We start from the raw sequence: 6496 nt of genomic DNA on the forward strand, positions 1-6496 counted from the left end.
ATGAGCTCCTTCTCCACGCTCAACACCGCGCTCACTGCGCTGCAGTACAACCGCGCGGCGATGGACGTCGCGTCCGGGAACGTCGCCAACGCCTCCACCGAGGGCTACACGCGCCGCACCGTCGACGCCTCGACGATCGACGTCACCGCCCGCGTCGCGCTGTGGTCGAGGCAGTCGACGTCCGGCCAGGGCGTCAAGGTCGACGGCGTGACGCGGCTGAGCGATGAGCTGATCAACGCCCGCGTGCGCCGCGAGCACGGCACCCAGAGCGGCCTGGACGTGCAGCAGGCCTCCCTCGAGCGCGTCGAGGACGGCATCGGCGAGCCCGGCTCAAGCGGCCTGGCGGCGATGATGACGGACTTCCGCACGTCGTGGAGCACCCTGGAGAACAGCCCCACCTCCAGCGCCGCCCGCGCCGGGGTGCTGACCAAGGCCGCCTCGGTGGTCAGCGCGGTGAAGAACCAGGTCAGCAACATCAACTCCGAGGCCGGCGACCAGCGCAGCCGCACCCTGACCGACGTCAACCAGGTCAACACGCTCGCCACCAACCTGGCCAGCCTGAACCGCTCGATCTCCGCGGCCTCGGCGGGCGGGACCGACACCAGCGCCCTGCTCGACAGCCGCGACCAGGTGCTGCAGCAGCTCTCCTCGCTCACTGGAGCGGTGGCCTCGATCAAGTCCGACGGGTCGGCCGACGTCTCGATCAACGGCACCGCGCTGGTGAGCGGCACGACGGCCGGCACCTTCGGGGTCGCCTCGGGCATCACCTCGAACGGCGACGCCGACGGCAGCCTGGTGACGTTCTCGATCACCAGCTCCTCGGGCACCGCCACCTCGGTCGGCTCGATCGGCGGCGAGCTCGGCGGCGTGGCCACCCTGCTCAACACGACCTTCCCGAGCTACCTCAGCAGCCTGTCCGCGGTCGTGACCGGTCTGGCCGACCAGGTCAACAGCCTTCACGAGTCCGGCTACGACGCCGACGGCAACGCCGGCGGCGCGTTCTTCAGCTACAGCTCCAGCGACCCGTTGGGCACCTTCGCCGTGGCCATCACCGACCCGCAGAAGGTGGCGGCGTCCTCGACCGCCGGCGGGGGCACCGACACCGGCATCGCCGACCAGCTCTCGAAGGCCGGCGCGGCCGAGTCTTCCTACCAGCGGCTGGTCAGCACGTTCGGGACGCAGGTCGCCGACATCAAGACCCAGGCCAGCAACCAGCAGATCGTGACCACCCAGGTCGACAACGCCAAGGAACAGCTCGGCGGCGTCAGCCTCGACGAGGAGATGGTGAACATGGTGACGGCGCAGCACGCCTACGAGGCGGCCTCGCGCGTGATGACCACCGTCGACGAGATGCTCGACACGCTCATCAACCGCACCGGGGTGACCCGATGACCCGCGTGACGCAGAACATGATCACGCAGCGCTCGCTGAGCTCGCTGCAGACCGGGCTGTCGCGGCTCTCCACCACCCAGGAGCAGCTGAGCTCCGGCAAGGCCATCAACCGGCCCTCCGACTCCCCCGTCGGCACGGCGTCGGCGATGCGGCTGCGCACGTCTATCGCGGTCAACGAGCAGTACCAGACCAACGCCACCGACGGCCTGGCCTGGCTCGGCGAGATCGACACGACGCTGGGCTCCGTCACCGACCAGCTGCGCACCGCCCGCGACCTGGCCGTCCAGGGCAACAGCGGGTCCATTGACCAGACCGGTCGCGACGCGCTGGCCACCCAGGTCGACCAGGTCAAGGCCAGCATCCTGTCGGCCGCGAACACCACCTACCTCGACCGCCCGGTCTTCGGCGGCACCACCTCAGGCACCACGGCCTACGACTCCACCGGCGCCTACACCGGCACCTCGGGCAGCGTCTCGCGCACCGTCGGCGACAGCACCCGGGTGCGGGTCGACGCCGATGCCCAGACCACCTTCGGCGCCGACGGCGACAACGTCTTCACCCACCTCGACGCGCTGTCCACGGCGCTGCGCAGCGGCGACCAGAGCGCCATCGCGAGCGCCTCGGCCACCTTGAGCACGGACATCGCCCGCGTCACGGCCTCGCGCGCCGAGGCAGGCAGCCGCTACAGCCAGATCGAGCAGGCGCAGAGCACCGCGAGCACCCAGCAGGTGAGCCTGAAGAGCTCGCTGTCGAGCGTCGAGGACGTCGACATGGCCTCCGCCGTGGTCAACCTCCAGATCCAGCAGACCGCCTACCAGGCGGCTCTGACCGCCACCTCCCGTGTCATGTCGCCGAGCCTTGCGGACTTCCTGAAATGATCTCTACCGACCTTCACCCCCACCAGACCGCACCGGCCGCTCAGCCGGACGCCACCACCTCTCGGAGCGACATGTCCGACGTCCCGCTGCTGGAGATGGTCCAGCCCATGCCCGGTTTTCCCGCGGCGCGCCAGTTCGCCCTGGTGCAGCTCGACGAGGGCAGCCCGGCCTGCGACCTGCGCGCCGTCGACGACCCCGACGCCCGCTTCCTGGTGGTCCCGCCCGACGTCTTCTTCCCCGGCTACGAGCCGGTCATCGACGACGCCACCGTCGAGCGCCTCGGCATCGACTCGGCCGAGGACGTGCTGGTGCTGGTCGTCGTCAACGTCGGCGGCTCCCTGGCCGAGTCCACGGCCAACCTGCGCGCCCCCGTGGTCGTCAACACCACCACGCGGCTGGTCCAGCAGGTCGTGCTGGACGACGTCGACCTCTCCCTCACCACGCCGCTGCTCGCCAGCTGAGCCCCGCGGCCGGCCACCCGGCAGCGGTACCTCGGACCGCAAACCGACCTCACGGACCCGGCCTGGCGCACCGCCACCCCCCGGCCGACCAGCCACCCGCCCCGGCAGCGGTGCCTCAGACCGCGAAGCCGCTCCGCGAATCCGGTCCCCCGCACCGCCGCCCGGCTGCCCAGCGCGGTGGGCCACGACCTGTAGCGTTGCCCCATGCTGGTGCTGAGCCGACGGATCGGCGAGAGTGTCGCGATCGGCGACGACGTGGTCGTCACGGTCCTCGACGTGCGAGGTGACGTGGTGCGGGTCGGCGTGGACGCCCCCCGCAGCGTGGCGGTCCACCGGGCGGAGGTGCTGGCCGAGCTGGAGAGCAGCAACCGGCAGGCGGCCGCCCCCAGCGACGACGTCGTGCAGTCCTTCGGGCGGGCGGTGCGCGACCGCGGCGACGCAGCGACGCCCGAGCCGGGCACCGCCGAGGGCCCCGAGCCGGGCGACCCGCGCCGTCGGCGCTGATCAACGCGGACGGCGAGCCCGATCGACCCTGATCCGGCCGACCGGGTCAGGGTCGACGCGCAGGATGAGCCGGCAGCCTCAGCGCGCGGGGCGGTAGATCGCCTGACGCCCCACCGACATCCGCTCCCAGCCGTCGTCGACTCCCATCGGCGTCTCGGCGGCGCCGAGGAACAAGAACCCGTCGGGTGCCATCGTCTGGCGGATCCGGCGCAGGATGTCGGCCTTGGTGGGCACGTCGAAGTAGATCAGCACGTTGCGCACGAACACGATGTCGAGCCGGCCGAGGCCGACGAAGGGCCGCATCAGGTTCAGGGTGCGGAACGAGGTCATCGCAGCCAGGTCGGGCGCGATCTGCCAGTGGGCACCGGCCCGCGTGAAGTTCTTGACCAGGGTGGTCGCGGGCAGGCCGCGGTTCACCTCGAGCTGGGAGTAGCGACCGGCGCGGGAGCGCTCGACCATCTCCTCGGAGAGGTCGGTGCCGACGATCTCGGTCCGAAAGCCCGCCACCTCGGGGGTGTCGCGAATGGTCATCGCGATGCTGTAGGACTCCTGGCCGCTCGAGCACGCGGCGCTCCAGACCCGGATCGAGCGGGTCGGACGCGTGCGGGCCAGCTCCGGGAGCACGGTGGTGCGCAGGGCGTTGAACGGCTCGGCGTCGCGGAAGAAGGAGGTCTCGTTGGTGGTCAGCGCCTCCACGACGGCCTTGGCCAAGGTGGCGTTGGGCCGGCTGCGCAGCGTGGCCACGAGCTCGTTGACGTCGCCGAGGCCGGCGCTGCGGGAGACCGGACCGAGCCGGGACTCGACCAGGTATTCCTTACCGGCCTCCAGCACGATGGCGCTCTCGCGACGCACCAGGTCGCTCACGTAGCTGAACGACTCCATGGTCAGGGCGGTCATGGTCGGCTCCCTACGCCCACCGCGGCGGGCACACGCTGTCGGACGGCCGGAGCGAGCTCGGCCAGTGGCAGGACGGCCTCGGCCAGCCCTGCCTCGGCGATCGCGCCGGGCATGCCCCACACGACCGAGGTCTGACGGTCCTGGACGATGACCGAGCCGCCGGCCCGGACGATGTCGCCCGTGCCGAGGCAGCCGTCCTGGCCCATGCCGGTCAGGACGACGCCGAGCGTGCCGGCGCCGGTGGCGGTGGCCGCGGAGCGGAACAGCACGTCGACGGCCGGGCGGCAGTAGTTCTCGGCGGGCGCCTGGTCCAGAGCGGTCTGCAGGCCCTGACCTCGCCCCACCACGCGCAGGTGGTAGTCGCCGGGCGCGATGTGGACGACGCCGGGCTCCATCGGCCGGCCCTGTTGGGCCTCGACGACCTCGTAGGGCAGGGCGCGGTTGAGGCGGGCGGCGAACTGCGCGGTGAAGACGGGGGGCATGTGCTGCACGACGGCGACGGGCACCGGGAGGCGCGGGAGTCCCTCGAGGAACCGCGCCAGGGCCTCGGGCCCGCCGGTCGAGCAGCCGATGACCAGCAGTCGTACCGGGGCGGGTGAGGTCGGTGCGGGTCGTGTCGTGACGACCGGTGCGGGCCGGGACGCCGGCGTCGCCGCTCCCGCTGCGCGCGAGCTCGTCGGAGCGCTCGTGCGGGTGCCGCTCGGGGCGAGGCCCTTGATCCGCGGGATGAGCGCCGAGCGCACCTGGTCGAAGGACTGGGTGACGCTGCCGACGTTCGCGGGCTTGGCGACGTAGTCGGTCGCTCCCGCCGCCAGCGCGTCGAAGGTGGCGGTCGCACCGCGCTCGGTGAGCGTGCTGAACATGATGATCGGCGTGGTGTTGCCCGACCCGCGCAGGGCTCGGACGGCCTCGATGCCGTTCAGCTCGGGCATCTCGATGTCCATCGTGATGACATCGGGGCGCAGCTGCTCGGCCTTCGTCAGCGCGACCCGACCGTTGATCGCAGTGCCGACCACCTCGATGTCGGGGTCCTCGCTGAGAAGGTCGCCGACCAGCTTGCGGATGACGACCGAATCGTCGACCACCAGCACACGGATGCTCACCGACACTCCTCCTCGAGCTCGCCGGACCGCCGGCGGGTGCCGACACCTAGGTCATCGGCAGCCGCGGCCGACAGCTGAGCCGGAACCTGCGAGGTCGGATCGGAAATCCTGCGCGGAGTGAGGATCAGGCGGGCCCGGTGCCCACCAACCGGTGCACCAGGGTGAGCCGCGCACGGTGCTCGTCGGCCAGCAGGTCGTCGGCCAGCGTCGCGTGCACCAGGCCGCTGAGGGCGTTCCAGACGCCGTAGGCGGCGTCGTGGGCGTTGAACCCACCGCTGCGGAAGGCGAGCACGGCGGCCAGCTGGGCGTCCGCGGCGAGCCGCAGCCGGTCGGTGAGATGCAGCGCCCAGGTGGCCTCGTGCATGGCCGGTGCCCACCGGGTGGTCCAGACCTGCATCTGGGTCACGGCCTGGCGCCACGCCTCGCGAGCGGCGATGTCGGCAGCAGCCACCTCTGCGAGCAGCTGGTCAAGGCGCGCGTGGCCGGTGGGCATGGTCTCGTCCGCGTGCTCGATCTCGGCCCCGAGGAAGCCGGTGACCGCCAGACGGCGCCAGTGGTCGGTGACGCCGTCGGCGTAGGCCGGGGCGGCAGCGGCGACCAGCACGTCGGCGGCACGCGAGGCCACGGGCGCGGAGACCGCCTCGGCCGCCCAGTCCAGCACGTCGTGACGCACGAAGCGGTCTAGCTGGGGGACGTCGCCGAGCAGCGAGGACTCCAGCAGCCGCAGTCGCTCCGTACCGAGGTCCTCCTGAGCGCCGAGCGCCTCGAGCATCGACATCGGTCCCGCCGGCCTGGGCTGTGCCGGCGGTCCGGACGGCGCCGGGGACCCCGACGATCCCCTTGACGCGACCCTCTGCGAGGCGAGCCGACGCAGATCGGCGGGGGTGCACCGCAGTGCGGTGCGGATGACGACCGCGGCTCGGTCGCCGTGCGGTCGACGGGCGAGGTCGTAGCCGAGTGCAGGCGTGTTGACCCATGAGTACGGCATCGGTTCCCCCGAACACTGTGCGTACGCACCCCAGACGCGGTGCGGACGCACAGCATGACCCCGCTCGAGGGCAAAGAGCAATCCCCGCCCGGCACGATGGCCGGGCGGGGATCGCCGGGGCACAGGGCCCCGGTCAGCGGATCAGAGGCTGAAGCGGCTGATCTCCTGGCGCATGTCGGAGGACATGCGGGCCAGCTCCGCCACCGCGGCGTTGGCCTGGTGGACGGCGTTGGTGGTGGTGTTGGCGGCGTCGGCGACGCCGTCGATGTTGTT

7 protein-coding genes are annotated in these 6496 nt (G+C 71.8%); 4 read left to right on the forward strand and 3 right to left on the reverse strand.

Going from position 1 to position 6496, the window contains the following annotated elements; genetic code table 11:
* The 4 genes from flgK to csrA all read left to right on the forward strand — a co-directional run bounded on the left by flgK (window position 1) and on the right by csrA (window position 3235).
* Entirely contained in the window at window positions 1-1392 is a 1392-nt protein-coding gene (gene flgK, locus D9V37_RS13820) for a flagellar hook-associated protein FlgK (protein WP_121806755.1), read from the forward strand.
* Window positions 1389-2270 carry a flagellar hook-associated protein FlgL gene (flgL, locus tag D9V37_RS13825; protein WP_121806756.1) on the forward strand — a complete coding sequence of 294 codons (882 nt, stop codon included), beginning with the start codon at window positions 1389-1391 and terminating at the stop codon, window positions 2268-2270. Before flgK ends, flgL begins: the two co-directional genes overlap by 4 nt.
* Window positions 2271-2341: 71 nt before the next feature.
* Window positions 2342-2731, forward strand: coding sequence for a flagellar assembly protein FliW (fliW, locus tag D9V37_RS13830; RefSeq protein WP_232524922.1), 390 nt, complete (start codon window positions 2342-2344; stop codon window positions 2729-2731).
* Between the two features lie 204 nt (window positions 2732-2935).
* Window positions 2936-3235: a carbon storage regulator CsrA gene (gene csrA, locus D9V37_RS20910; protein WP_121806758.1), complete on the forward strand. Its 300-nt coding sequence runs from the start codon at window positions 2936-2938 to the stop codon at window positions 3233-3235.
* Window positions 3236-3313: 78 nt separating this feature from the next.
* Here csrA and D9V37_RS13840 read toward each other — a convergent pair whose 3' ends face one another.
* From D9V37_RS13840 to D9V37_RS13850, 3 genes are all read right to left on the reverse strand, one after another.
* The gene (locus D9V37_RS13840; RefSeq protein ID WP_121806759.1) at window positions 3314-4132 is read right to left on the reverse strand and encodes a CheR family methyltransferase; all 819 of its coding nucleotides are present in this window, start codon (window positions 4130-4132) and stop codon (window positions 3314-3316) included.
* Window positions 4129-5235: a protein-glutamate methylesterase/protein-glutamine glutaminase gene (locus tag D9V37_RS13845; RefSeq protein WP_121806787.1), complete on the reverse strand. Its 1107-nt coding sequence runs from the start codon at window positions 5233-5235 to the stop codon at window positions 4129-4131. Before D9V37_RS13845 ends, D9V37_RS13840 begins: the two co-directional genes overlap by 4 nt.
* Window positions 5236-5359: 124 nt before the next feature.
* Window positions 5360-6013, reverse strand: coding sequence for a hypothetical protein (locus D9V37_RS13850; RefSeq protein ID WP_121806760.1), 654 nt, complete (start codon window positions 6011-6013; stop codon window positions 5360-5362).
* Between the last annotated feature and the right edge of the window lie 483 nt (window positions 6014-6496).

Origin of the sequence: Nocardioides mangrovicus, from assembly GCF_003674065.1 — a bacterium.
In the GTDB taxonomy this organism is placed as follows: domain Bacteria; phylum Actinomycetota; class Actinomycetes; order Propionibacteriales; family Nocardioidaceae; genus Marmoricola; species Marmoricola mangrovicus.

Excerpts from the sequence above, each read along its gene's own strand:
- flgL (WP_121806756.1), top strand. The coding sequence starts at position 1,389 with ATGACCCGCGTGACGCAGAACATGATCACGCAGCGCTCGCTGAGCTCG.
- D9V37_RS13840 (WP_121806759.1), bottom strand. The coding sequence starts at position 4,132 with ATGACCGCCCTGACCATGGAGTCGTTCAGCTACGTGAGCGACCTGGTG.
- flgK (WP_121806755.1), top strand. The coding sequence starts at position 1 with ATGAGCTCCTTCTCCACGCTCAACACCGCGCTCACTGCGCTGCAGTAC.
- D9V37_RS13850 (WP_121806760.1), bottom strand. The coding sequence starts at position 6,013 with ATGTCGATGCTCGAGGCGCTCGGCGCTCAGGAGGACCTCGGTACGGAG.
- csrA (WP_121806758.1), top strand. The coding sequence starts at position 2,936 with ATGCTGGTGCTGAGCCGACGGATCGGCGAGAGTGTCGCGATCGGCGAC.
- fliW (WP_232524922.1), top strand. The coding sequence starts at position 2,342 with ATGTCCGACGTCCCGCTGCTGGAGATGGTCCAGCCCATGCCCGGTTTT.